This is a genomic window from Komagataeibacter saccharivorans (assembly GCF_003207825.1).
In the GTDB taxonomy this organism is placed as follows: Bacteria; Pseudomonadota; Alphaproteobacteria; order Acetobacterales; family Acetobacteraceae; genus Komagataeibacter; species Komagataeibacter saccharivorans.
Genome location: NZ_NKTY01000003.1, coordinates 76255 through 98112, shown reverse-complemented (window position 1 = coordinate 98112; position 21858 = coordinate 76255). Strand labels below are relative to the sequence as shown.

The following is a 21858-nucleotide window of genomic DNA, read 5'->3' as shown; positions in this document are numbered from 1 at the left end:
TCCGTTGTCATGTCGGGATAGGGTGTCTGTAGAGGATCGGGCACAGGAAAGGAATGGCCATGCGGACGCAAGGGGGGCATCGCTGTTGCCGATGGCCCGTAAGGCCGCTAAGTCGTGAATACCTGCCACGATCACGCGGTCGCGTGCGCGTGGTTCACCGATAAAGCCGACCTGCCCCATGGAGAAGCGTGCGTGCCTGAGCATTCGATAACACCTTTTGCCCGTCGATCCATGCGTGCGGCATTGTCGGCTGTTCTGGCCATTTCCGTCACGGGCTGTTCCCTTCAGCGCTACTCGCCGGTCAAGCTGGTCTCCCATATGTTTGGCCCGTCGCCGGGGGCGCTGATCGGAACGGTTTCCGCTGATGAGCCGGAGGCAACGCTGGTTGGGCGTGATATCCTCCAGCGCGGTGGCAATGCGGCGGATGCGGCAACGGCCATGGGCATGGCGCTGGCTGTCACCCTGCCTTCACGTGCGTCGCTGGGGTCGGGCGGGGCGTGTCTGGCCTACCGGCCGGGCGATCAGAACGGCGGCCGCGCCTTCATGTTCATGCCTGTCGCGGGCACGGTGGCTGCGCCCAACATGCCGCTTGCGGATCGTCCCGCCGCCGTGCCGATGCTGGCGCGCGGGCTTTATCTCATGCACCTGCAATATGGTTCGGCTGCGTTTTCCGAACTGCTGCCCAACGCGATTACGCTGGCATCGAACGGGATCAATGTCAGCCGCCAGCTTGCCAGTGACCTTGCTGCGGTGCAGGTGCCGCTGCTGGCTGATCCGGGTGTGCGGGCGGTGTTCAGCCGTTCGGATGGCAAGGCGCTGGCGGAAGGTGATGCGCTGGTGCAGACGCACCTGTCCGGTGCGCTGGACCAGATTCGCGCCATGGGCGTGGGCGATCTGTATAATGGCGCGCTGGGCCAGTCCTTTGTCGCGGGCAGTCAGGCTGCGGGTGGCGGGCTGCAGATATCCGACCTGCGGCAGTCGGTTCCTTCCGAACGGCTGCCACTGGTTGTCAGCCGTGGCGAAACCCAGATTGCCTTCCTGCCCCCGCCTGCTGATGGCGGGCTGGGCAGTGCGGTGGCCTACAGTGCTACTTCCACGTCCGATGCGATGCAGCGTGCGCAGGCCAGCGTGGCCGCATGGCGCGCGCAGAACGGCAACCATGCGGGCGGCACCGGCGATGACCTGACCGCCCGTGCGCAGGCTTTCGTCAATGGTGGCGGTGGTTCGGGCGGTGGGCTGCCAGCCCTTCCGGCATCCACCTCGTTCACGGTGGTCGATCATGCAGGCATGGCGGTTGCGTGCAGCCTGAGCATGAACAACCTGTTTGGTACCGGGCGCATGGCGGGCAATACCGGCATCGTGCTGGGTGCGTCCCCCGCGCGCCTGCCGCAGCCGCTGATAACGGCTGCGATCGCCAGTCAGGGCCGTGCTTTCCGTGCCGTTGCCGCCGGGTCGGGCCAGAATGACGCCGCCGCCGCCGTGGGGATCGAGATGCACCAGATCATGGCGGGCCAGACGCCGGAGGTGCGTCCGGCCACAACGCAGGGCCGCGTCAATGCCATTTCCTGTCCGCAGGGCCTGCCGGGGGATGCGGCGACCTGCACCGCCGCGACCGACCCGCGTGGGGCTGGTCTGGCCATGGGGCCGCGCTAGGTCCTTACAGGTGACGCGCGTCCCGGGTTTTATCGGGGGATGTCATGACGGGGCATTGTAAATGGTCCTGTTTTGTTCCATATTGATCTGCATGATGTATCGCCTGTCCCGTACAGGCGTTGCAGGGCAGGATGCCCGTTCTCGGTTTCATCACCTTCATTAAGCACCAGGGTAGGCAGGCTATGGCACAGGCTCCGGGTATAGATAAAAGCAAGGCCCTGGAAGGGGCGTTGAGCCAGATCGAGCGCGCGTTCGGCAAGGGATCGATCATGCGCATGGGCGAACGGCCCAGCGAACAGGTCGATGTGATTTCCACCGGTTCGCTCGGGCTGGATATCGCGCTGGGCATTGGCGGCCTGCCGCGTGGCCGCATTGTCGAGATTTATGGCCCGGAAAGTTCGGGCAAGACCACGCTTGCGCTGCATGCCATTGCAGAGGCCCAGCGCAAGGGCGGCACCTGCGCCTTCATCGACGCCGAGCACGCGCTCGATCCCGGCTATGCGCGCAAGCTGGGCGTGGACGTGGACAACCTGCTGATCAGCCAGCCCGATGCGGGTGAGCAGGCGCTGGAAATCGCGGATACGCTGGTCCGTTCCGGCGCGGTTGACGTGCTGGTGGTGGACAGTGTGGCAGCCCTTGTGCCGCGCGCGGAACTTGAGGGCGACATGGGCGACAGCCATGTCGGCCTGCATGCCCGGCTTATGAGCCAGGCGCTGCGCAAGCTGACGGGGTCCGTCTCCCGCTCCAACACCATGATGATCTTCCTGAACCAGATCCGGTTGAAGATCGGTGTGATGTTCGGCAGCCCCGAGACGACGACGGGCGGCAACGCGCTGAAATTCTACGCTTCCGTGCGTATGGATATCCGCCGCATCGGCTCGATCAAGGACAAGGACGAGGTCACGGGCAACCAGACGCGCGTCAAGGTGGTCAAGAACAAGATGGCCCCGCCCTTCCGTCAGGTCGAATTCGACATCATGTATGGCGAAGGGATCAGCAAGGTTGGTGAACTGATCGACCTTGGGGTCAAGGCCGGCATCGTGGAAAAATCCGGTGCGTGGTTCTCCTGCGACAGCCAGCGCATCGGTCAGGGGCGCGAGAACGCGAAACAGTTCCTGCGTGACCACCCCGAAATGGCGGCGGATATTGAACGCCGGGTGCGTGAACAGGCCGGTGTCGTGGCGGAAGCCATGCTGGTCGACCCCGGTGAGGAAGCTGCCGGGGACTGATCGCCCTTGGCCTGTGCCGTCATGGCGGGCTATCGTTCCACCCCCCGGTCTGCGTATCGCCCCGGGGGAGGGGAAATGAAGCGGGGATAAGGGCTGCCGGGATGAAACCGCGTCTTGCGATGATCGGATTGCTGGCCTGTCTTGCGTCCTGTAGCGCGGGACATGATGACAATAACGATCCGGCCGATGTGGATGAATCACCGCCACCCCTTGGCGGGGGACATCATGTCGCCAGTGCGCGCGATGCGCTGCGTCCCCTGTCCAAACGTCTGGCCCGCGTGCCCGATGATGATGACAGCCAGACCGAAGCCTATCATACCCCGCCTGATTCGGCTGCGATGCAGATGATCTCCTCCGGCTATGACGCCAATCAGGCGGGCGATGACGATGCGGCCGACAGTGATGACGGCAAGCATTTTGTCGTGCCGGACACGCAGGTCAGCTACGGGCGGCAGGGAAAATCCTCCAACTAGGTCACCAGTACTATCCGGATATCATTGACGTTGGTCAGCGTCGGGCCGGTCATGACCAGATCCCCGGTCTGCTGGAAAAGGCTGTAGCTGTCATGCGCGCGCAGGTAGACGCGCGGGTCGCAGCCTAGCTTGCGGGCACGGGGCAGGGTATCGGGTGCGATGGTCGCGCCTGCTGCGTCCTCGGTGCCATCAATACCGTCACTATCGGCTGCAATGGCCCATATTCCTGCCTGTCCCTGCAGGGCAGTGGCCATGGCCAGCAGGAATTCCGTATTGCGGCCGCCCCGTCCCGGCGCAGGCCCCGCCGGGTTGATCGTAACCGTGGTCTCCCCGCCCGACAGGATTACGGCGGGGCCCGCCACCGGCAGGCCATGCAACCGGGCGCAGAGCGCAATCCCGGCCATGAATGTTCCCGCATCGCGGCTTTCGCCTTCCAGCGCATCCCCCAGTATCAGCGGTGCAAGACCGCATTCCCGCGCGGTTTCCGCTGCGGCTTCAAGCGCCATGAGCGGCGTTGAAATCAATGTATAACTGCATCCCGACGCAGGTGCGCGTGCAGGGGCTGCCTGTGCCAGCATCGTCCGCACCGCCTCAGGGATGGGAATACCGTAATGGACGAGGATGGACAGCGCGTCATCCGGTGTGGTGGGGTCCGCGACCGTTGGGCCGCTTGCGATGGTCAGCGGGTCATCCCCCGGCACGTCGCTTATGGCCAGTGTCACCACCCGCGCGGGGGCGGCGGCTGCGGCAAGGCCCCCACCCTTGATGACGGACAGGTGGCGGCGGACCACGTTCATGTCGTTTATGCTCGCCCCGGAATGCAGCAGGGCGCGGTTGATCGCGCGAATGTCATCCAGCGTAACCCCGGCCCGTGGCAGTTCCATCAGGGCCGATCCCCCGCCGGAAATCAGCGCGATGACCAGATCATCCGGCCCCAGCCCGCTTACGGCGTCCAGCATAGCGCGGGCTGCCGCCTCGCTGCGGCTGTCGGGCACCGGGTGGGCGGCTTCCAGCACGCGGATGCGGCGCGTGGACGTGGTATGCCCGTCGCGCGTGACCACGCAGCCGGTCAGGTCCACATCCGGCCATGCCTGCTCCAGTGCCGCCGCCATGGATGCCGCCGCCTTGCCCGCGCCGACCACCACGCATTTCCCTTCTGGCCGGGGTGGCAGGTAACGGGCCAGCACCACATCGGGCATGGCGCTGTGGATGGCGGCATCAAGAATGCGGCGCAGGACGGCGCGCGCGCGTTCGTCGGTCCAGCCGGGAGCCTGAACGGATTGCGTCATTGCGGAAAACGGATGTGTGGTCGTGTCGTTCATTACGGTATCCGGATCATGCGGTACGGTCCGCCACGGGGTTCCGTGGGCCGCTGGTTTACGGTTCGGTAGCGCGAAAATGGCCAGTGGCGCGTGCTGCCGCCGTGTCTGTTTCATATCATTCAGGGTGGGGGTAAGGGGTGTGTCACAATTGTCACGTCTATGTCAGGATGCCGGAAATGGCGGGCTGGCCGGGGAAGCACACGCTAAATTGGGCCACCGCTGTCTGGATTGGCGCGAACGATGATGATACGCGGCAGATGGCCTGCGCACACCGGCAGGCGCCACAGCAGAAAGGACAAGGGCATGGAGAACTGTGTGCTGGACGCGGGTCCTGTCATCTCCACGCAGCCTTCCCATGGCGCGGTGCAGCCTTACATGATCTTTCCCCGCCCCGAATGGGCGGCGTTGCGCGCGAATGTGCCCCAGTCGCTGGGGGAGGGGGATATCGCGTCCCTGCGCGGGCGTAACGAGCCGGTCTCGCTGGAAGACATAAGCGAGATCTACCTGCCGCTTTCGCGCCTGCTCAACCTGCATGTCATGGCCACCCGCAGCCTGAACCATATGGTCAAGAGCGCCTTCATGGGCGCACCACTGGTCACGATGCCCTTCGTGATCGGCATTGCGGGCAGCGTGGGCGTGGGCAAGAGCACCTTTGCCCGACTGCTGCAGGCCGTGCTGTCGCGCTGGCCCGATCACCCCAATGTCGCGCTGGTCACGACCGATGGCTTCCTGCATTCCACACGGGTGCTGAAACAGCGCGACCTCATGCACCGCAAGGGCTTTCCCGAAAGTTATGACCTGCGGCAGATGATTTCCTTCCTCGCGGCGCTGAAAGCGGGGGAGCGGAACCTGAAGGTGCCTGTCTATTCGCATGAGGCCTACGACATCGTGCCAGACAGGTATCAGGTGATCGACCAGCCCGATATCCTGATATTCGAAGGGCTGAACGTGCTGCAGACAGTGTCCGAACAGCCGTTCATGGCATCGGACTTCTTCGATTTCTCGATTTATCTCGATGCGGAAACCGATGTGATCGAGGACTGGTACGTCCAGCGTTTCCTGCTGCTGCAGCAGACGGCGTTCCGCAAGCCGACGTCCTATTTCCATCACTGCGCCGATCTTTCCCGCCCGGAGGCCGAGCGCATGGCGCGCGATATCTGGCACCGCATCAACCTGCCCAACCTGCGGCAGAACATCCTGCCCACGCGCGAACGCGCCCGCGTGGTCATGCATAAAAGCCCCAGCCACGCGGTCGATACCGTGTGGATGCGCCAGATCTGACCCCGCGGGCCGCGCGCCAGTAAAAAAGGCCGCCCGGATTGCGCCGGGCGGCCTGATTACGTGACCCGTGATGGATCAGGCGTTCAGGTAGATGGTTTTGGTGGTGACATAGGCTTCAAGCCCGTACTGGCCGTCCTCGCCACCAATGCCGCTGTCGCCATAGCCGTGGTGGAAGCCCTGTGCTGCTTCGCCGCCTTCGCGGTTGACGTAGACTTCACCGAAGTTGAGTTCACGCGTCATGCGCATGATGTTCTTCAGGCTCTGCGTAAACAGGTAGGCGGACAGGCCGTAACGTGACCTGTTGGCCTGCGTCAGCGCATCATCGAAGTCACGCACCCGGATCAGCGACAGGACAGGGCCGAACACCTCGTTCTGTGCAATGTCCATTTCTGCCGTTACTTCGGTCAGCAGGGTGGGGGCATAGAAATTGCCCTTGTCATACGCGCCGCCCGTCAGGCGCTTGCCGCCGGCTTCCAGCTTCGCCCCCTGTTTGACGGCGTTCTGGACCATGCCATCGACCTTTTCCATCTCGGCGGCGCTGATCTTCGGTCCCATATCGGTCTTTTCATCCAGCGGGTCGCCAGTCCGCAGCGCCTTGATCCGCGTGCGCAGGCGCTCGAGGAACTTGTCATACACCGCCGTATGCACATAGGTGCGTTCATTGGCCGTGCAGACCTGACCGCAGTTCATGAAGCGCGCGGCCACCGCCGCATCCACCGCCGCATCCAGATCGGCATCCTCCATTACGATGAAGGGGGCCTTGCCGCCCAGTTCCAGCCGGACTTCCTTCAGTCCTTCGGACGCCGCCGCCATGATCTTGCGGCCAGCAGGCGTGCTGCCGGTCATGGTAATGAGCTTGGTGATGGGGTTGGTGACCAGCGCATTGCCCACGGTCGCGCCGCCACCGGTCACGACATTGAATATGCCCTTGGGGAAGCCTGCCTCAACCGTCAGTTCCGCCAGCGCCAGCGTGGCAAGCGGGGTGAGTTCGTGCGGTTTGATGACGAAAGTGTTGCCAGCGGCAAGGGCCGGTCCCAGCTTGCGTGCGGTCAGTGCCAGCGGGAAATTCCATGCCGAGATGCCAGCCACTACGCCGTGTGGGATCTTGTCGATCAGGATTTTCTCGCCTGGGCGGCTGCCGGGAATGATGTTGCCTTCCAGCCTGCGCACGTTTTCGGCGGCGAAGCGGATAAGCTGGATGGCGAAGTTGACCTCGATCCGGGCTTCCTTCAGCGGTTTGCCATTTTCACTGGTGATGATGCGCGCCAGCTTTTCGGTATCGCGCTTTATCAGTTCGATCAGGCGGTACAGGTAATCGGCGCGGTCCGTCGCGACCTGACGGCTCCATGCGGGAAAGGCTTCCTGTGCCGTGCGCAGGGCGCGCCCGACGTCATTTTCGCTGGCGATGGCTACCGTGGCGAGTATTTCGCCCGTGGCGGGGTTGCGGATGGTGTCACGATCAGATGTTTCAGCTCTGGTCCATTCACCACCGATGAACAGGTCACGGGTTTTCGGCTCAGCCATTATGGGGTCTCCGTTTGAAATGGGAAAAGGCCACCGCAGGACGATGAACGCGCCAAGGCCTCCCGTCCCGCCCATGCGGGCGGACAGGATTGCATAAAGGGCAGGCGCAGTGCGCGGTGGCTGAAAAGCAGGAAATCAGGACAGGAAGGGATGTCCTTCGTGGGCAACCAGCAGGTCGTGCATATCGGTTGCGTGTTCTTCTTCTTCCGCAAGGATCTTTTCGAGCATGATGCGCGTTGTGGGGTCGTGGTCGGCAAAGTAGCGGATCAGTTCACGGTAATGCTCGATCACCAGGCGTTCGGCCACAAGGTTCTGGCGCACCATCTCGATCAGATTGCCGCCCTTACCGTATTCACTTGCCGAACGCGTGGCCAGCCCTTCGGGCGCAAGGTTGGGTATACCGCCAAGCTGGTCTATGCGCTGCGCTGCCCACATCATATGGGCGCGTTCCTCTTTCGCATGGGTTGCGAATTCGCCCGCGACGCTTTCACTGTTGATGCCCGCGACGGAAATGGAATGCATCGTATAGCGCAGGACACACACAAGTTCGGTTGCGACAACCGTCTGCAACAGTTCGATCGCGGTCTTGACGTCGCCCTGGTAGGCGGGGGTCAGCGCACCTTTTTCGATCGCCTGCTTCGCGCGTGCGCGCAATGTCTGCACATCGGTCAGGAAGGTGTTTTCTGCGACGTCGGCCATGGTCGTCTCCTTATTGCTCCCCATCTTGTGATGGGAAGCGGCATGTTACGAACCTGTGCCGGGATAACGGGTCTGGGGGGCGGGGGGTTCCCTGCCGGGGCGGCTTTCCATGACAAAGCAGCCATGAATCCCGCCAAATGCAGCAAAAAATGGTTTTTCGCTTTTTCAGGCGTTGCCATTCACGCATAGATCATTATTGATCCGTATTAATAAGACCTATTTGCATTAAGGATGATTCAACGGCATGGTAGCATTCACCGCAGGCCAGTCTGAAAAGCTTCCACGCCGCGCCTTGAGCGAGGAAGCCTATGACCACGTGCGTCGTGGGCTGATCCGCAGCCGCTATCGTTCGGGTGAACGTCTGGTCCTGCGTCCCCTGGCTGCCGAACTGGGGCTTAGCCCTACTCCGGTGCGCGAAGCGCTGCTGCGTCTGGTATCCGAACATGCGCTGGAACTGAATGACCGCAATACGGCGGTGGTGCCCGCCATGACCCAGCGCAGCTTTGCCGAAATCCATGACCTGCGTTCCGATCTGGAAATGCGTCTGGCTGCCGCCGCAGCCCAGCGCGCGACCGATCACGGGATCGAGGCGCTGGTCATCCTGCAGCGCCAGTTCATGGATGCGTCGCGTGCGCGCGACGACGGGGGTATGGCCGCCTTCAATGCGGATTTCCATACAACGGTGGCCACTCTGGCCGAACTGCCGCTTACGGCCACGATCCTGCGGAACCTGTGGATGCGTATCGGTCCGATCTATGCGCTGTCACGCCCCATGATCCATCTGGAACATGAAGGCCGTCCCCATCCGCATGAAGACCTGATCGCAGCCCTGCGCCAGCGTGACGTGGCGGCGGCACAGGCGGCGGTCGCGCGGGATTTCGAACATGCCCGCCGCTGGATCGAACCCCGCCTTTCCTGAACAGTCTCTGTCATGGACAGGGCCGCATGCGGCCCTGTCCATATGCCGTTGCCTTTACGGACGGTCCGATGACTTGAGCTGCGGCACTTCGATGTCAATTTCCAGCATCGAGACGGAGTTGCCACGGTCCAGCTTGACCTGCACCTTGTCCTGATCGACGGGGATATGCTTCTTGATCACCTGCAGGATTTCCGCATGCAGCTTGGAAAGCAGGTCGGATTCCGTGCCGTCGCCCGTGCGTTCATGGGCCAGCAGGATCTGGAGTCTGTCACGCGCTACGGGGGCGGAAGTCTTGTTACCGCGACCGAAGAAGGAACTGAACAGGCTCATCAGCCTCTCCCTTTGAACAGGCGTGCGAACAGCCCCTTGCGTTCGGTCGGCACGGTCACTTCCAGTTTTTCACCTTCCAGCCTGCGCGCGGCTTCCGCATAGGCACGGGCCGGCGGGCTGTCGGGGCTGCTGATGGTTACAGGCGCACCAAGGTTGGAGGCCCGCAGCACTTCCTCGCTTTCGGGAATGATGCCCAGCAGCGGTATGGACAGGATTTCCAGCACGTCCTCGATCCGCAGCATTTCGCCGCGTGCGGCGCGCGCCGGGTCGTAACGGGTCAGCAGCAGGTATTTCTCGATCTTGCCACCAGCTTTCGCCCGTTCTGTCGTGCTGTCCAGCATGCCGATGATCCGGTCACTGTCACGCACGGAGGAGACTTCGGGATTGGTCACCACAACGGCGTAATCGGCATGGTACATGGCAAGCTGGGCGCCACGTTCAATGCCCGCCGGGCTGTCACAGATCACCCAGTCGAACTTTTCGCGCAGTTCCTGCATCACCTTGGCCACGCCTTCGGCGGTCAGGGCGTCCTTGTCGCGTGTCTGGGACGCAGGCAGGATGGACAGGGTCTCGATCCGCTTGTCGCGGATCAGCGCCTGCGAAAGCTTGGCGTCACCCTGGATCACGTTGATCAGGTCGAACACGACCCGGCGCTCGGCCCCCATGACAAGGTCGAGATTGCGCAGGCCGACGTCAAAATCGACAACAACGACATTCTGCCCGGTCTGTGCCAGTGCTGCGCCCAGTGCCGCAGTTGACGTTGTCTTTCCGACGCCGCCCTTGCCGGATGTGACAACCAGCACTTTTGCCATTGGGGTAGTTCCTTGTCCGCTCTTGGGGGGTGTTTTCTTGTTCATGACCTGATGGATACGGTTGTATGGGTTGGCGCGCGCATGGCGCAATGGGAAATCAGTGCGATGTCGTCAGGTTTTGCGGCCTGCGAATGTCGGCGGGACCAGTGGCTGCACAACAAGTGTGTCATTACTGAGAATGATCTGCGCGGGTTGCTGGACGTAGCGCGGATCTATTTCTTCGGCGGTAATGTAATAACCGTCAATAGCCGCCAGTTCGGCCTGCATCGAATGGGCGAAGATGCGCGCGTCCGGCTGCCCGTTCATGCCCGCGATGGCCCGGCCGCGCAGCGGGCCGTAAACATGGATCGATCCCCCTGCCGTCACTTCCGCGCCGGAAGCGACGGACCCCACGATGATGATGTCCCCGTCGGGGTTCATGATCGTCTGTCCCGAGCGGATCGGCTGTTCAAGGATCATGGATGAACCGCGCGGCGCCTCGGGGGCGGTGGCCGTGGCCGTATCCTCGGGGATTTCCACGGCGCCGGAGGCCCGTCCCCCCATGAAGCCGGCGGGCCAGTCCCACTGCGCGCAGGCGGGCCATGACGGATCGCCGCCTTCTATGCCGATGATGCGGATGCCACGTTCACGCAGCGCGGGATAGAGACCGGCCAGCCCTTCGGTCCCGGCATCCAGCAGGGACAGGTCCAGTATGACCGGCTTGCCCGCGAAGAACGTGCTGGACCGCGCGATCTGCGCATCCAGCCCGAGCAGCCAGTCCGCCAGCGCGGGTTCGGGCGAAAGCACCAGGGCAAGGAACGACCGCCCGCGTGCGCGGATTTTCGGTGGGGGACGCAGTTCGTCTGGCAACGTGATCCTGTCCTGTATGGTAAATGGGCGTGTCTGTTTTCAGCTATCGTGCCATGGGCCAACTGTCGAGGGGTGGATGCTGTTTCACCGCCCCTGCGCGCGTGCTTTTTCTTTCATGCGTACTCGGGGCTTGGCGAAGAGCGGCCCGATGCAATAAAGCGGAAGCATGCGCATCCTGTACCACCTTCCCCTTTCGCCGTATTCCCGCAAGGTTCGCCTCGTGCTGGGGGAAAAGCGGCTGCCGTTCGAACTCAAGATCGAGCGTATCTGGGAACAGCGTCCCGAATACCTTGACCGCAACCCTGCCGGCACGGTCCCCATGCTACAGGAAGAAAACGGCCTGTGCATTCCGGATTCGTGGGTGATCTGCGAATATCTGGAAGAAGCCTATCCCGACACCCCCCTTCTGGGCCGCACGCTGGCCGAACGGGTGGAAGTGCGCAGGCTGGTGGTGTGGTTTGACGAGAAATTCGGCCGCGAGGTATCGCGCAACCTGCTTAATGAAAAGGTGATGAAGCGCATTTCGGGACGCGGCAATCCCGATGGGGCGGCGCTGCGGGCGGGATACGCCAATATCCGCACCCACCTGTCCTATATCGACTGGCTGGCCGAAACGCGGCAGTGGCTGGCGGGGAACATGCTGTCGATGGCGGATTTCGCGGCGGCGGCGCATCTGTCCTGTCTCGACTTCCTTGATGACGTGGACTGGGCGCGGGCACCGGCGGCAAAGGACTGGTACGCCCGGATCAAGAGCCGCCCATGCTTCCGCTCCCTGCTGCAGGACCGCATCACCGGCATCAATCCGCCCGCCCATTACGCGGATCTGGATTTCTAGCGCCGTGAAGGCACAGACCGCGGGCTGCGACGCCATCGTGCTGGGCGCAGGGGCCGCGGGCCTTATGGCGGCGGCCACGGCGGGGCAGGCGGGCAGGCGGGTCATGGTGGTGGACCATGCGCCGCATGCGGGCCGCAAGATCCTGATTTCGGGCGGCGGGCGGTGCAATTTCACCAATATGGATATGGGCGCCAGCCAGTTCCTGTCCGGCAATCCGCATTTTGCGAAGTCGGCGCTGGCGCGGTACACCGCCGCCGATTTCCTGGCCCTGGTGCAGCGCCATCGCATCCCGTGGCATGAAAAGGCGGCGGGCCAGCTATTCTGCGACCGTTCGGCGCGTGACATTGTGGACATGCTGCTGCGTGAATGTGCTGCGGCACAGGTGGACATGCGCCTGTCGCACCGGATCATCGACGTGGCGCGCGATGGTGGCGGGGAATACCGGATTGAAACGGATCAGGGGGTTTTCCGCGCCCGTAACCTGATCGTGGCGACAGGGGGACTGTCCATTCCCAAGCTGGGGGCCACGGGGCTGGCGCATGATCTCGCGCGCCGTTTCGGCCTGCGTGTCGTGGCCCCGGCCCCCGCGCTGGTGCCGCTGACCTTTGGCGCGCAGGACCGGGAATGGATGGAGCCGCTGGCCGGACTGTCCGTCAACGTGGGCATCGCATGCCGCAGCGGGACGGGGCGGCATGCGCGGGAGGTCATTTTCCGCGACGGCATGGTCTTTACCCATCGTGGCCTGTCCGGTCCCGCCATATTGCAGGCGTCATCCTACTGGCAGCCGGGACAGGCGCTGGACATCGACCTGCTGCCGGGCGTGGATGCGGGCCGCCGCGTGCTGGACATCAAGCGCGACCGCCCGCGCGCTGGCGGGCTGGCCATGCTGTCCATGCTGCTGCCGCAGCGGCTGGCGCAGGTTTTCGCGCAGGCTTACCTGCCTGAAGGACAGCTTGCAGGCATGCCCGATGCCGTCCTGACCGCCGTGGCGCACCAGCTTGGCGCATGGCGGCTCAACCCCCATGGCACGGAAGGCTACGTCAAGGCGGAGGTTACGCGCGGCGGGGTGGATACCGACGGCCTGTCTTCGCGCGATATGGAAGCGCGGGACGTGCCGGGGCTGTTCATGGTGGGGGAAGCCGTGGACGTGACCGGGTGGCTGGGCGGCTATAATTTCCAGTGGGCATGGTCCAGCGGCCATGCGGCGGGGCAGGCCGTGGCGGAACGTAGCGGCTGATGCTGTTTGCCTCGCAGTCCTTCCTTGTGGTGTTCCTGCCGCTGGTGCTTGGACTGTATTACGCCGTATCGGGCAGCCGGGCCGCGCGGCAGGGCGTGGTGATTGCGGCGTCGCTTGTATTCTACGGGTTATGGGACTGGCGGTTCGTGCCCTTCCTGCTGGGCATGGTCGGGTTCAACCAGATGGTGGCCATGGCGTGGGGGTGCCGGCGCAGGCGGGAATGGCTGTGGCTGGGCATTGCGGGCAACCTGCTGGTGCTGGGCGGTTTCAAATATGCTGACTGGCTGGCGGGCTGTCTGGTCTCCCTCACGGGGGGGATTCATACGCCGTGGCCGGTGGTGCTGCCGCTTGGACTTTCTTTTTTTGTGTTCCAGAAAATCTCCTATCTGGTGGATCTGGGGCGCGGGCAGGCGCGGGTTTACCGGCTGGCGGATTTCTTGGAATTCGTGACCTTTTTCCCGCAGCTCGTGGCGGGGCCGATCGTGCGGCATAACGAACTGATCTGGCAGTTCGACGCCAGCCCGCGTGGCGCCATGATGTGGGAGAATATCGGCCGGGGCAGCCTGCTGCTGCTGGTCGGTCTGGGCAAGAAGGTCGGGCTGGCCGATACGCTGGGCAGCATGTGTACGCCGGTATTCGATGCAGCCCATATGGGACATGCGCCGGATATGGCGGCGGCATGGCTCGCGGCCGTTGCCTACATGCTTCAGATCTATTTCGATTTTTCCGGTTATTCCGACATGGCCATCGGCATGGCGCTGATGATGGGGATACGCCTGCCCTTCAACTTCAACGCGCCATACCGGGCGGTGTCGGTGCGCGATTTCTGGCGGCGGTGGCACATGACGCTGTCGCGTTTCCTGCGCGATTACATCTACATCCCGCTGGGTGGCAACCGCTGCGCGCCGCTGCGTCAGGTGGCCAATGTGATGGTTACGATGGGCCTTGCCGGTCTGTGGCACGGGGCGGGCTGGACCTTTGTGCTATGGGGGCTGCTGCATGGCGCTGCGCTGGCGGTGGCGCATGTATGGACGCGGACGGGGCGGGTCATGCCCCGATGGGGTGGGCGGGTGCTGACGCTGGCTTTCGTGCTGCTGACATGGGTGGTGTTCCGTGCCGCCGACCTGCCCACGGCGGGCCGGATGCTGGCGGGGATCGGCGGGGCGCAGGGGATCGGTGCGGCCAGTGTCCGGCATCCCGTGGTTCTGGGGCTGGCGCTTCTGGTGGCGCTGGTGGGTCCATCATCGCAGGAAGCCGTGCTTGAGCGCATGCGCCCGGCACCCTGGCTGGCGGTGGCGGGGGGCGTGGCCTTCGTGCTGCTGCTGTTCCTGATGGGGGGCAGGCCACCCGAACCCTTCATCTATTTCCAGTTCTGATACGGTGCGCGGTAATGTTGGGGCTGGTATTATGATGCCGCACTTCCCAATTTGAACGGATGGTCCCGCAGGGGGCCGCGACAGGACGGTACAGGCAGGAGCATATGGCAGGCAGGCGTGACAGTATGGATGAAGGCCCGGCGGATCTGTTCGGTGGACTGCCGTCTGGCCAGGGGGACCGCGATCCGGTCGCCTTTCCGCCCGCTGCCACGGCCCAGCCCGCGCGCACCCAGCCACTGGCCGACAGGCTGCGCCCGGCCACGCTGGATGACGTGGTGGGGCAGGATCACCTGCTGGGGCCAAAGGGCAGCCTGCGGCAGATGCTGGCGCGCGGATCGCTGGCCAGCCTGATCCTGTGGGGTGGGCCGGGTGTGGGCAAGACCACCATCGCCCGCCTGCTGGCCAATGCGGCGGGGCTGCGCTTTGTCCAGCTTTCAGCCGTCTTTTCCGGTGTGGCCGATCTCAAGCGCGCGTTCGAGGAAGCCCGGCGCATCAGTGCGCAGGGCGGCGGCACCCTTCTGTTCGTGGATGAAATCCATCGCTTCAACCGCGCGCAGCAGGACGGGTTCCTGCCGGTGGTGGAAGATGGCACTGTGGTGCTGGTGGGTGCGACGACGGAAAACCCGTCCTTCGCGCTCAACAGCGCGCTGCTTTCACGCTGTCAGGTGCTGGTGCTGCATCGGCTGGACGATGCGGCGATGGAACAGCTCCTGCACCGCGCGGAAGCTGCGACCGGCACGCCGCTGCCCCTGACACCTGAAGCGCGCGCCACCCTGCGCGCCATGGCGGATGGGGACGGGCGCTACCTTCTGAACATGGTCGAACAGCTTTTTGCCCTGCCGCCACAGGCTGTCCCGCTGGACCCGGCGGCGCTGTCAAACCTGCTGGCGCGGCGTGCCGCGCTGTATGACAAGGACCGTGAAGAGCATTACAACCTGATTTCCGCGCTGCATAAATCCATGCGGGGATCGGACCCCGATGCGGCGCTGTACTGGTTCGCCCGCATGCTGGAAGGTGGCGAGGACCCGCGCTATATCGCCCGTCGTCTGACCCGCTTCGCCGCGGAAGATGTGGGCATGGCCGACCCCCATGCCCTCCCGCTGGCGGTGGCGGCGTGGGAAACGTTCGAGCGCCTTGGCTCGCCCGAAGGGGAACTGGCGCTCGCACAGCTTGTGGTACATCTGGCCACCGCGCCGAAATCCAACGCGGTCTACAAGGGCTACAACATGGCCCGCCGCGCCGCCCGCGCCACGGGCAGCCTGATGCCACCGGCGCATATCCTGAACGCGCCGACCACGCTCATGAAGGATATCGGCTACGGCAAGGGCTATGAATACGACCATGATGCGGAAGGGGGCATATCGGGGCAGAATTACTTCCCCGATGGCATGCGCCGCCCGAAATTGTACCAGCCGACGGACCGTGGATATGAACGTGAAGTGGCGCGACGACTGGACAGTTGGAACAGAGTGCGCGAAAGCCGTCGGTCATGAGTGTCGTTTCCCTTACCGTCAGCGATGACGAAGCCGATATCCGTCTGGACCGCTGGTTCCGCCGGCATTACCCACACCTGACGCAGGGCGCGTTGCAGAAGCTGTGCCGCACGGGGCAGGTGCGCGTGGATGGCAAGCGCGCCACCGCCGCCACCCGTCTGGTGCCGGGGCAGGCGGTACGCGTGCCGCCCATACCCAACGCAAACCGTCCGCCGCCACTGGCGGTAAAGCCACTGGATGAGCGGCAGGTGCGTGAGATCAACAAGATGGTGATCTACCGCGACGAGCATGTGATCGTGCTCAACAAGCCTGCGGGCATTGCCGTGCAGGGCGGGCCGGGCATCACCCATCATATCGACGCGCTGCTTGACGGCCTGCGTGACAGCCCCGACGATCCGCGCCCGCGGCTGGTCCACCGTATCGACCGTGACACGTCCGGCCTGCTTCTGGTCGCCCGCACGCCCGGCGTTGCCGCCAAGCTGGCGGCTGCCTTCCGTGGGCGCGACGTGCATAAGGTCTACTGGGCCGTGGTTGTCGGGCGGCCCAGCCCGGCGACGGGCATCATCGATCAGCCGCTGACCAAGCTGGGCGCGGGTGCGGGCGCGATCAGTGTGGTGGCCGAACGTGGCGACGCGGATGCCGTCCATGCCCTGAGCGAATATGAAGTGCTGGATGCGGCCGCGCGCAAGATGTCGTGGCTGGCGCTCTCGCCCCTGACCGGTCGTACCCACCAGTTGCGCGTGCATTGCGAAGCGCTGGGCAACCCCATACTGGGCGACCCGAAATATGGCGGTGACATAGCGCATGTCGCGGGCTTCGCCGATCGGCTACACCTGCATGCACGTCGGCTGGAACTGCCGCATCCGGCAGGCGGCAGGCTGGTGGTGGAGGCGGAGCTTTCCCCCCACATGCGCGAAACATTCAGGCAGATCGGGTTTGTCGCACCTGCCGCGGCGCCCTGCCGGCGCATCTGACGCGCCGGGGAACGTACAGGACAGGAAGCGATATGGCACAGAACGCAAAGGCACGGCGGATATTGCTGGGTTCCGCCGCAGCGGTAGTGGTGGTGGCCGGTGGGGCCGGGTTCATGGTCCACTCCATGCTGGACCCCGAGGCACTGCGGACGAAAGCCATCGCCGCAATAGAGAAACAGACAGGTCGGCAGGTGCGCATGGGCGTGCCGGACCTGCATCTTTTGCCCAGCCTGTCGCTGTCCGTGCGTGATGTCGGCCTGTCCGACATGGCCGGTGGTGCTTATGCGGACATGGTCACGGCGGACAGGCTGGAAGCCACGGTGGGGCTTATGGCGCTGCTGCATCATGAAATCCGGCTTGATGATGTGAAGCTGGACCATCCGGTGGTCCATCTGGAACGCACGGCACAGGGGCAGGCCAACTGGCGCCTGTCCCCCGCTGGTCCGCAGGCCACCGCCACCGCGCAGCCCGCAACGACGCAGGCCGCATCTGACTGGAAGGTGCAGATCGGCAGTATCCGGGTCGCCAACGCCGATCTGGACTGGGATGACCAGATGACGGGCAGCAGGGGCAAGGTCGTGCTGGACCATGCCAACCTGTCCGGTGTCAGTGGTGAAAAACCGCAGATCGACATCGCGGGCCATAATGATGGCGGCGGCTTCACGCTGACGGGCTATACCGGCCCGATCAACCTGACATCCACCGCGCGTTCCGGCTGGCCGGTCGCGTTGAACGCCGCCTTCACTTCGGGCGGGCAGCCGGTGGGGCAGGTGGCCCTGTCGGGCAGTGTGGCCGACCCGGATCACATGAAGGGCTACAACCTGGCACTTGATGGCAGCATCGCCAGCCTGAAGGCGATCGAGGCCGTGGTGCCCGGCCTGAACCTGCCCGATGTGCGGCGTCTCTCGCTCAGGGCGAAGGTGGTGGATGGCAGTGCGGCGGACAAGGAAGGCAGCACGCCGCTGCTCGACAGCCTGCATCTGGATACCGGGGCTGTGGATGCGGGGCTGTATGTGACAGGACTGACGCTGCAGGGCCTGTCCATTGATGCGCCGGGTCCAAAGGATACCGTTACCATCCGCACGCAGGGACAGTGGGAAGGGCAGGGGCTGAAACTGTCCGGTACGCTGGGTTCGCTCCAGCAGGTCGAGGCCGCTGTCCTGTCCCACCTGTCGGACCCGCTGCCGCTTTCGCTTGATGTATCGGGCGATCCGGGTTCGATGCGGATTGCGGGCACGCTGGGCGGATCGCGCGCGGTGGTGAATGTTACGGCTTCCGCCGGGCATCTTGCATTGCCGCATGGGGCGGGGATCGACCATCTTGAAGCCTCCACCCATCTGGTGAGCGAGGACAACGGCGCGCATTTCCAGCTATCCGATATCGCGGTCAAGAGCACGCAGGTCTCCCTTCAGGGGGCGCTGGACCTGTCGGTCCATGGCGGCCATGACGGCGTGCCGCTGCTGGCGGGCACGCTGGATGCAAGCTGGCTGAATGCGGATGCCCTGATGGCGCAGGGCGCGAAGGCCGATGCGACCGGCGTAACCGCCCCGGCGCAGGAAACGGCTGCTGGCGATACGCTGCCCTTTGCCGAACTGCGCAAGCAGGATGTGGATCTGCGGTTGAGTGTCGGCCAGATGGAATTTGAGGGCGACGACTACCACAACGCCCTGACGCATGTGGTCCTGCGTAACGGGCGGCTGACCATTGACCCGATACAGGCGCAGGGCACGGGACGCAGCATATCGGGCCAACTTACGGTTGATGCATCAGGCAGCGTGCCCACCATATCCGGCACGATCGGCACGCTGGTGCTGCCTGCCACATGGGTGGAAAGCAGGGCGGGCCTGTCCAACATGGTGCAGGGCGCGTTGCAGGTGGTCGGAACGGGGCGTGCGCAGGGCAATACCCGCACCGAACTGCGCAACAGCATGACGGGCCATATGGGCGTGTCGATGGTCAATGGCACGGTCAGCGGCAGCGCGCTGGGCGCGATGCTGGGTGACACCGCGCGGGGGGCGCTGGGGTCCGGCCCGATCGCGCTGCGCTGTTTTGGCGTGCACATGGATATGGCGGATGGACGCGCCAATATCGATACGATCGGCGTGCAGACCAATGCGCTGACTGTCACCGGCCACGGCACGGTGGGGATGGTTACGCAGGATCTGGACCTGCATCTCGTGCCGCAGGTGCTGATTGGCGGGACGGGTGCCAGCCTGCCGCTGCGTGTTGGCGGCACCCTGTCCGCGCCGCGTCCGAAGATGGATGCGGGTTCGGACGGACGCTACGCCATCGGTCTGCTGCTGGGTGGATCGGGCAAGAATACCGCCATTGCCGATCCGTGCCCCGCGACGCTGAAGGCCGCACGCGAAGGACAGCCCGGTCCCCAGCCCACCACGGCGGCCCCCAGGGCTGCGGATGCGTCCACGTCAGGCGGGGCGGCGGCGATTCTGGGCAATTCCAAGGGTGCGCCCAATCTCAAGAAAGCCGCTGGCCTGCTGAAAGGCCTGGGTATCCTGAAATGATGAAAGACGGCGTACGCGTACCCAGCGCGCAGAAAGCGGGCAGTCGCAAACGGTTCTGGACGGATGCGGCCGTGCGTCCAACTGCGGATGGCCTGTTCGGGGTTGAACTTGACGGCCGGCCCATCCGTCTGCCCGGCGGGGCGGTGCTCTGTGTTGCCTCCGCCGCGCTGGCTGAAGCCATTGCGGCGGAATGGGCGCAGGCGGGCGGGGAGAAAGGGGGCATGTTCACCCCCGATGACCTGCCCATGACCCGTATAACCGGCAGCATGATCGAACGCGTGGCTCCCGATCCGGCGGCGCAGGTGGCGGCGTTATTGCAGTATGTGGATGGCGAGCTGCTGTGTTACCGCGCGGATTATCCCGCCCAGCTCTGCACCCGCCAGCAGACGGAATGGGACCCGCAGCTTGCATGGCTGCGCGCACGGCATGGCATCGATATGGTGGTCACGCAGGGCATCATGCCGCTGGTGCAGCCGCAGGGCGTGCAGGCGGCGTGGCAGGAACTGCTGGACAGGCTGGATAATGCGACGCTGGCCGCCCTTGGCGTCATGGTGCCCGCCATGAAAAGTATTGTGCTGGGTTATGCGGTGGCGACGGGCGCGCTGTCAGCCGCGCGCGCCGCTGATATCGCCAGTGTGGATGAGCTGACCCAGATGGCGATATGGGGGCGCGATGAAAAACAGGTCGAGACCCTGCGCCTGCTGACGGCGGAGGTGGAGGACGCGGCCCGCTTCCTGCGCCTGTGCCATACGGGGTAAGAACCCCGCGGAAGTAAAAACGGCCCGGTCTGAACCGGGCCGTTTTCATATGGAAATCAGGGCACCAGAACCGTGGCGCTGGCCTGACAGGCTATGCCTTCCTCGCGCCCGGTAAAACCAAGGCGTTCGGACGTGGTGGCCTTGACCGAAATCCGGTCGATATCAACCTTCAGCAGTTCGGCCAGACGCGCGCGCATCGCTTCCGAATGCGGGCCGATCTTGGGGCGTTCACAGATCAGGGTCACATCGGCATTGACCAGCATGCCGCCGCGCTGGCGGATGCGTTCGCCCGCATGGATCAGGAAGCGCGCGCTGTCCGCATCCTTCCACTCGTTCTGGCTGGGGGGGAAGTGGCGGCCGATATCCCCTTCGGCCAGCGCACCGTAAATCGCATCGCACAGGGCATGGATGCCCACATCCGCATCGGAATGCCCGGCAAGGCCGCGCGTGTGGGGCACGGTGATGCCACACATGATCAGGGGACGGTTTTCGGCAAAGGCGTGTACGTCATAGCCGATCCCGGTGCGCGGCAGCAGGGTCGGGCCGATCAGGCGTTCCAGGCGCACCAGATCCTCCTTGTAGGTCAGTTTGATATTGTCTTCCGAACCGGGAACGATGGCGACGGGGTGCCCGGCTTTTTCCAGCAGGGCGGCATCGTCGGTCGCATCCGCAGCCTCGGCGGAGCGATGCAGGTCGCGCAGCAGCCCGAAGCGGAAGCCCTGCGGCGTCTGGGCGCGGAACAGGTCCGTGCGGGGCACGGTATCGGTAATGATGCCGTCCCTGGCGCGTTTGATGGTATCGGCTACCGGCACGGCGGGAATGGCCCCGGCATGCTGCGAAAGGGCCGCGATCACGCCCTGCGTCACGCTGTCGGGCACGTAGGGGCGGGCACCGTCATGGATCAGCACCAGATCGGGGCGCTCGCCTTCGGGAAGGCGGTCAAGCGCCTCAAGTCCCGCGCTGACGCTGGCCTGACGCGTATCGCCGCCGGATACGACCGGCAGGACCGTGCAGCCTTCGGGTGCGAATCCCTCAAGCGCTGCGCCCAGCAGGGCGGGATCGCCCACGGGCTGGATCATCCCGACATGAGGGGCAAGGGCATCCGCCGCATGGCGGATGACGGGCCGTCCGCCCAGCGTGACATACTGCTTGGCGACGGGGGCCGCGGTCTGGGCGCTGTACCGGCTACCCTGGCCTGCGGCAAGAAGAATGGCTGCAACACGCATGATGCGGAGCAATGCGGCCATGTCGCCCGCGCGTCAAGCATCGCGGGGGAATAAATGACTGCGGTTGTGGATGGTCATGCTGCTGGCCTGCGTCCGCTCGGGTATGGGCATCATTGCGCGGCGGCTGGCTGACTGTCCGTTGCGGCTGATCCATGACCCGCAGGGAAGGTGCATTCCGATTGGCTTCCTGCCGCCGGTTTCCCGCCAGATGCGCGGCCTGCGCCATCGCGGGGAAATGTTGCTTCAATGCACCGAAGCCGATTGCGTGGGGCGGCGTGAGGGGGTATTCTGCCTAAATCATAAGCATTATTGATGGATTGTGGCTGCCACACCCATTGCGCCGTCA

General features: G+C 64.3%; 20 protein-coding genes. 13 read left to right on the top strand and 7 right to left on the bottom strand.

Features of this window, described 5'->3' with window-relative positions:
- Positions 1-231 precede the first annotated feature (231 nt).
- From CFR79_RS03350 to CFR79_RS03340, 3 genes are all read left to right on the top strand, one after another.
- Entirely contained in the window at positions 232-1653 is a 1422-nt protein-coding gene (locus CFR79_RS03350) for a gamma-glutamyltransferase (protein ID WP_110546924.1), read from the top strand.
- Between the two features lie 182 nt (positions 1654-1835).
- Positions 1836-2882, top strand: a complete 1047-nt coding sequence (recA, locus tag CFR79_RS03345; RefSeq protein WP_110546981.1) for a recombinase RecA — start codon at positions 1836-1838, stop codon at positions 2880-2882.
- A 101-nt stretch (positions 2883-2983) separates the two neighbouring features.
- A complete protein-coding gene (locus CFR79_RS03340) occupies positions 2984-3355 on the top strand; it encodes a hypothetical protein (RefSeq protein WP_243705218.1) in 372 nt (123 codons plus the stop codon).
- Here CFR79_RS03340 and CFR79_RS03335 read toward each other — a convergent pair.
- On the bottom strand, positions 3352-4677 hold the full coding sequence (locus CFR79_RS03335) for a glycerate kinase type-2 family protein (RefSeq protein ID WP_110546923.1): 1326 nt from the start codon (positions 4675-4677) through the stop codon (positions 3352-3354). The two genes, CFR79_RS03340 and CFR79_RS03335, sit on opposite strands and share 4 nt — an antisense overlap.
- A gap of 303 nt (positions 4678-4980) precedes the next feature.
- Between CFR79_RS03335 and coaA the strand changes: the two genes are divergently transcribed.
- Positions 4981-5958 carry a type I pantothenate kinase gene (gene coaA, locus CFR79_RS03330; RefSeq protein WP_102324685.1) on the top strand — a complete coding sequence of 326 codons (978 nt, stop codon included), beginning with the start codon at positions 4981-4983 and terminating at the stop codon, positions 5956-5958.
- A 75-nt stretch (positions 5959-6033) separates the two neighbouring features.
- Here coaA and aldA read toward each other — a convergent pair whose 3' ends face one another.
- Together aldA and CFR79_RS03320 are read right to left on the bottom strand one after the other, a co-directional pair.
- Positions 6034-7482, bottom strand: coding sequence for an aldehyde dehydrogenase (gene aldA / locus CFR79_RS03325; RefSeq protein ID WP_110546922.1), 1449 nt, complete (start codon positions 7480-7482; stop codon positions 6034-6036).
- A gap of 135 nt (positions 7483-7617) precedes the next feature.
- Positions 7618-8181 (bottom strand): ferritin-like domain-containing protein, encoded by a 564-nt coding sequence (locus CFR79_RS03320; protein WP_102324683.1) that lies wholly within the window; start codon positions 8179-8181, stop codon positions 7618-7620.
- 244 nt (positions 8182-8425) lie between these two features.
- On the opposite strand from CFR79_RS03320, the gene CFR79_RS03315 reads away from it, so the two are divergent.
- Complete coding sequence (locus CFR79_RS03315) at positions 8426-9100, top strand: GntR family transcriptional regulator (RefSeq protein WP_102324682.1); 675 nt, start codon at positions 8426-8428, stop codon at positions 9098-9100.
- 54 nt (positions 9101-9154) lie between these two features.
- Here CFR79_RS03315 and minE read toward each other — a convergent pair whose 3' ends face one another.
- The 3 genes from minE to minC form a co-directional block, all read right to left on the bottom strand.
- Positions 9155-9430: a cell division topological specificity factor MinE gene (gene minE, locus CFR79_RS03310; protein ID WP_110546920.1), complete on the bottom strand. Its 276-nt coding sequence runs from the start codon at positions 9428-9430 to the stop codon at positions 9155-9157.
- Positions 9430-10242: a septum site-determining protein MinD gene (gene minD, locus CFR79_RS03305; protein ID WP_102324680.1), complete on the bottom strand. Its 813-nt coding sequence runs from the start codon at positions 10240-10242 to the stop codon at positions 9430-9432. The genes minE and minD overlap by 1 nt, the downstream gene beginning before the upstream one ends.
- Before the next feature lie 111 nt (positions 10243-10353).
- Positions 10354-11091 (bottom strand): septum site-determining protein MinC, encoded by a 738-nt coding sequence (gene minC, locus CFR79_RS03300; protein WP_102324679.1) that lies wholly within the window; start codon positions 11089-11091, stop codon positions 10354-10356.
- Between the two features lie 166 nt (positions 11092-11257).
- Between minC and fzlA the strand changes: the two genes are divergently transcribed.
- The 7 genes from fzlA (at position 11258) to CFR79_RS03265 (ending at position 20286) form a co-directional block, all read left to right on the top strand.
- Positions 11258-11926, top strand: coding sequence for an FtsZ-binding protein FzlA (gene fzlA / locus CFR79_RS03295; RefSeq protein ID WP_102324678.1), 669 nt, complete (start codon positions 11258-11260; stop codon positions 11924-11926).
- 4 nt (positions 11927-11930) lie between these two features.
- Positions 11931-13163, top strand: coding sequence for a BaiN/RdsA family NAD(P)/FAD-dependent oxidoreductase (locus CFR79_RS03290; RefSeq protein ID WP_110546919.1), 1233 nt, complete (start codon positions 11931-11933; stop codon positions 13161-13163).
- Positions 13163-14539: an MBOAT family O-acyltransferase gene (locus tag CFR79_RS03285; protein ID WP_110546918.1), complete on the top strand. Its 1377-nt coding sequence runs from the start codon at positions 13163-13165 to the stop codon at positions 14537-14539. Before CFR79_RS03290 ends, CFR79_RS03285 begins: the two co-directional genes overlap by 1 nt.
- A 104-nt stretch (positions 14540-14643) precedes the next feature.
- Positions 14644-16032, top strand: a complete 1389-nt coding sequence (locus tag CFR79_RS03280) for a replication-associated recombination protein A (protein WP_102324675.1) — start codon at positions 14644-14646, stop codon at positions 16030-16032.
- Entirely contained in the window at positions 16029-17006 is a 978-nt protein-coding gene (locus CFR79_RS03275) for an RluA family pseudouridine synthase (protein ID WP_110546917.1), read from the top strand. Before CFR79_RS03280 ends, CFR79_RS03275 begins: the two co-directional genes overlap by 4 nt.
- A 32-nt stretch (positions 17007-17038) precedes the next feature.
- Entirely contained in the window at positions 17039-19528 is a 2490-nt protein-coding gene (locus CFR79_RS03270) for an AsmA family protein (protein ID WP_110546916.1), read from the top strand.
- Complete coding sequence (locus tag CFR79_RS03265; protein WP_110546915.1) at positions 19525-20286, top strand: ATP12 family chaperone protein; 762 nt, start codon at positions 19525-19527, stop codon at positions 20284-20286. The genes CFR79_RS03270 and CFR79_RS03265 overlap by 4 nt, the downstream gene beginning before the upstream one ends.
- A 56-nt stretch (positions 20287-20342) precedes the next feature.
- Here CFR79_RS03265 and ispF read toward each other — a convergent pair whose 3' ends face one another.
- Positions 20343-21512: a 2-C-methyl-D-erythritol 2,4-cyclodiphosphate synthase gene (gene ispF, locus CFR79_RS03260; protein ID WP_110546980.1), complete on the bottom strand. Its 1170-nt coding sequence runs from the start codon at positions 21510-21512 to the stop codon at positions 20343-20345.
- Positions 21513-21582: 70 nt separating this feature from the next.
- Between ispF and CFR79_RS03255 the strand changes: the two genes are divergently transcribed.
- Positions 21583-21825: a hypothetical protein gene (locus tag CFR79_RS03255; RefSeq protein WP_110546914.1), complete on the top strand. Its 243-nt coding sequence runs from the start codon at positions 21583-21585 to the stop codon at positions 21823-21825.
- Positions 21826-21858 lie beyond the last annotated feature (33 nt).

What these genes read in the sequence shown, in the direction of transcription:
- CFR79_RS03270 (WP_110546916.1), top strand. Translation starts at nt 17,039, where the DNA reads ATGGCACAGAACGCAAAGGCACGGCGGATATTGCTGGGTTCCGCCGCA.
- CFR79_RS03285 (WP_110546918.1), top strand. Translation starts at nt 13,163, where the DNA reads ATGCTGTTTGCCTCGCAGTCCTTCCTTGTGGTGTTCCTGCCGCTGGTG.
- minD (WP_102324680.1), bottom strand. Translation starts at nt 10,242, where the DNA reads ATGGCAAAAGTGCTGGTTGTCACATCCGGCAAGGGCGGCGTCGGAAAG.
- minE (WP_110546920.1), bottom strand. Translation starts at nt 9,430, where the DNA reads ATGAGCCTGTTCAGTTCCTTCTTCGGTCGCGGTAACAAGACTTCCGCC.
- aldA (WP_110546922.1), bottom strand. Translation starts at nt 7,482, where the DNA reads ATGGCTGAGCCGAAAACCCGTGACCTGTTCATCGGTGGTGAATGGACC.
- CFR79_RS03315 (WP_102324682.1), top strand. Translation starts at nt 8,426, where the DNA reads ATGGTAGCATTCACCGCAGGCCAGTCTGAAAAGCTTCCACGCCGCGCC.
- ispF (WP_110546980.1), bottom strand. Translation starts at nt 21,512, where the DNA reads ATGCGTGTTGCAGCCATTCTTCTTGCCGCAGGCCAGGGTAGCCGGTAC.
- CFR79_RS03275 (WP_110546917.1), top strand. Translation starts at nt 16,029, where the DNA reads ATGAGTGTCGTTTCCCTTACCGTCAGCGATGACGAAGCCGATATCCGT.
- CFR79_RS03255 (WP_110546914.1), top strand. Translation starts at nt 21,583, where the DNA reads ATGGTCATGCTGCTGGCCTGCGTCCGCTCGGGTATGGGCATCATTGCG.
- CFR79_RS03350 (WP_110546924.1), top strand. Translation starts at nt 232, where the DNA reads ATGCGTGCGGCATTGTCGGCTGTTCTGGCCATTTCCGTCACGGGCTGT.
- CFR79_RS03265 (WP_110546915.1), top strand. Translation starts at nt 19,525, where the DNA reads ATGATGAAAGACGGCGTACGCGTACCCAGCGCGCAGAAAGCGGGCAGT.
- fzlA (WP_102324678.1), top strand. Translation starts at nt 11,258, where the DNA reads ATGCGCATCCTGTACCACCTTCCCCTTTCGCCGTATTCCCGCAAGGTT.
- CFR79_RS03335 (WP_110546923.1), bottom strand. Translation starts at nt 4,677, where the DNA reads ATGAACGACACGACCACACATCCGTTTTCCGCAATGACGCAATCCGTT.
- CFR79_RS03340 (WP_243705218.1), top strand. Translation starts at nt 2,984, where the DNA reads ATGAAACCGCGTCTTGCGATGATCGGATTGCTGGCCTGTCTTGCGTCC.
- CFR79_RS03320 (WP_102324683.1), bottom strand. Translation starts at nt 8,181, where the DNA reads ATGGCCGACGTCGCAGAAAACACCTTCCTGACCGATGTGCAGACATTG.
- recA (WP_110546981.1), top strand. Translation starts at nt 1,836, where the DNA reads ATGGCACAGGCTCCGGGTATAGATAAAAGCAAGGCCCTGGAAGGGGCG.
- coaA (WP_102324685.1), top strand. Translation starts at nt 4,981, where the DNA reads ATGGAGAACTGTGTGCTGGACGCGGGTCCTGTCATCTCCACGCAGCCT.
- CFR79_RS03280 (WP_102324675.1), top strand. Translation starts at nt 14,644, where the DNA reads ATGGCAGGCAGGCGTGACAGTATGGATGAAGGCCCGGCGGATCTGTTC.